The following is a 2,978-nucleotide window of genomic DNA, read 5'->3' on the forward strand; positions in this document are numbered from 1 at the left end:
GGATCCAGCAATCTAACGCCATTTATGATGTGGGTGGCCAATCAGGAGCATCAATTGAATCTTTCGGACGGAGCAAGGGGATTTGTCATGAATTCAGATCTAACCCTTGTAGTCCAAGCGCTTGATATCGGTACGCGTCCCGCCAATCTTAGATAGGGGTTGCTATGGTGCAAATTGCAAGTGAATGTTTTTCATTGCAAAAGGCGGGAAACCGCAAAGAAGAATATGAAGATGCGTTCAACACCAGCATTTTTGTGAATAAGGATACTGCGTATCATCGATTCGCCATAGCGGATGGGGCTAGTGAATCCTCATTCGCTAATATATGGGCGGGTTTACTCGCTGGCTATTATTGCAACGGGAAAATGGATAGTCATCAGCTCCACAACTCCATCTCCAAATTGTCCAAAGCTTGGAAGAGAAAGCTAAATACCAAAGACCTTCCCTGGTACGCTCAAGAAAAGCTGAACAGCGGGGCATTTTCTACGTTAGCTGGAATTACTTTTCGTTTGACGGATACTTTGTCAGTAGAGTTTGATGCGATTGCGATTGGTGATAGCTGCATGTTTCAAATTCGGGATGAACAAATTGCACACTTTTTTCCACTGGCTTCCGTCGAGGATTTTCATAATAGACCGATTCTCATTTCGAGTAACGGAGCTAATAACCTTCATCTTAAAGCATCCGTGAAAAATTGGAGCGGTACCGCTCAAGCGGGAGACTCCTTTTGGTTAATGACTGATGCCTTGGCCTGCTGGACTTTGACTCGCTACGAGGAAGGCACCAATGTAATCAAGCAAATACACGGGTTAGCCTGTGAAGATGACTTTATCCGGTTGGTGGAGGCAGAAAGAAAGCTAGTTCGCCGAGACGGCAGCTTCTATCTAAGGAATGATGATGTTACTTTCATTCGAGTAAAACTTTTGTAAGGGGAGATGAGGCGATGTTTTGGCCCACTCCACAGGATTATAGGGAAGCGATACAAAATCCGCACATTTGTTTTCAGGACCCGGAGCTTCAATCCGGACTCCCTGAATTGGATAAGCTTGGACTCCCTCGGCCCATTTCGGGCAGCTTCGCCAGTGTTTACAGAATCAAGTGCGGACAGACGGAATGGGCGATCAGGTGCTTTACCAATAATGTGAAGGATCAGAAGGACCGTTACGATGCCATCAACTCGCATTTAAGCTCAGTGAATCTACCGTATATGGTACCTTTTGAGTACCTCTCTGAAGGCATACAAATAAATGGTAATTGGTTCCCTGTCGTAAAAATGCAATGGGTTGAGGGGGAATCGCTGCTTAGTTACATCCAAAGAAATTTGCATAATGTTGAAATTTTAAAAGGACTAGCAAATCAATGGCTAAAAATAATTAATGAACTGCACATGGCAAACATTGCGCATGGTGACCTGCAGCATGGCAACATATTGATTCACAGGAATGAAATTATTCTGATCGATTATGATGGCATGTTTGTACCAGGCCTAAACGGCATGCTAAGCAACGAGCTCGGTCACAGAAATTATCAACATCCCGGAAGAGCCGTAGAACATTTTGGGCCATACATCGATAACTTTTCAGCCTGGGTCATTTTGATTACAATATTAGCCGTTAGTGTGGATGCTTCGTTATGGAATTCGCTTGACGCGGGAGAAGCTGAAGAAAGTCTCCTCTTTCGACAAAAAGATTTTGTCTCCCCTGGCGAATCCCACGCTTTTGAATTACTGGAGCTTGTTAATGATGAAATGTTACGTTCTTTGGTAAACTGCTTTCGTGATGTCATGGCATTAGAAGTGCCGAATGTGCCAAAGCCCCCTGATCCCGAATCACTGGTTAATGCTGTTCATCACCCAGCCGCCCATGTCTCTGCCGCCTTCGCAACAAAATTAGTTACTTATCTAACAGCCTTCTATGATAAGTTCGCTAATAAGAAGCGGTTAGCCGTTGCCCAATCCCAACCGGAAACATTGGATCCTGTTGATTCGTCGTGGGTACTGGATTATCTTACGGCGGAAGCAAGGCCATGCAGGCCTCTCCCCACATATGGGCTCGTTTTGGAAAGAACCGTTTCATTCTTGGTCATAACCACCACGGCATTGGCTACAACTGTTATGTACGGAAGGGCTCCGATTACAGGTTTAGCATCCTGCACTGCTTTGGGTTTAGTTGTTGAAATTGCCTTTTTGAGCTGGCGTTATGTGAAGCTTCCCACTTTTAAGGAAAAAAGAACCACGTCTGAAAAAATAAAGGATCTTCATGATGCAGCCTCCGATCTGACAAGAGAATCGAGCAAAATCAACTATATCAAGCAAAATCTCCAACAAATGGAGGAAAAAAAGATTAATGATATATTACAAAGGCAAAGGGAAATTTCGGAACGAGAAAAGAATGAAACCGAAGAAGTGGAGAAGGAACTCTGGAGTCATATAAGCGAAATCGCTAGTGAAAGACAAACCATAGATCAGGAGGAACATACCGAACTTGCCGGCTTATTGGCTTCATTCCGAAAAACTTGGCTGGAAGATCAATTAAAAAAGCATACAATTAGCAAAGAAAAAATACCGGAAATTGACGATGAAATCAAACGGCGTTTAAGATCAAATGGAATTCGTACTCCGGCTGACTTTTTGGATATTAATATATTTCAGTCCTATGGTCGTAAAAAAATTGAAAAGGTATATATGATATTAAAAAATGGGGGCTCTGTTCATATAGAATTGAGTCCATCCCAAGCGAAAGCACTAGTAGATTGGAAAAAAATGATAGAGCGCAAGTATAGACCTAATATCCCCCAATCCATTCCTCCAAGTGAAATTACTGCTTTAAAATCAAAATTTATCGATAGGAAATCAATATTAAATAACGTAGAACAAACGTATAAAACAAGGGCACAGGACCAGATAACTAACATTAAGCAAACATATAGTCCGGAGCATGACCTCTTAAAGAGGGAAGAAGATGCCGCCAGAATCAACC

At 42.7% G+C, this 2,978-nt stretch carries 2 protein-coding genes; both read left to right on the forward strand.

From position 1 onward, the window contains the following. The first annotated feature begins 167 nt into the window (after positions 1 to 167). Positions 168 to 929, forward strand: coding sequence for a hypothetical protein (locus tag AC1DVJ_RS30420; RefSeq protein ID WP_477596575.1), 762 nt, complete (start codon positions 168 to 170; stop codon positions 927 to 929). Between the two features lie 14 nt (positions 930 to 943). Beyond that, positions 944 to 2,978 (forward strand): protein kinase domain-containing protein (locus AC1DVJ_RS30425; protein ID WP_477596577.1); only part of this gene is annotated, 2,035 nt, incomplete at its 3' end.

The sequence above is a fragment of the Paenibacillus sp. P4_A9 genome (assembly GCF_056402415.1).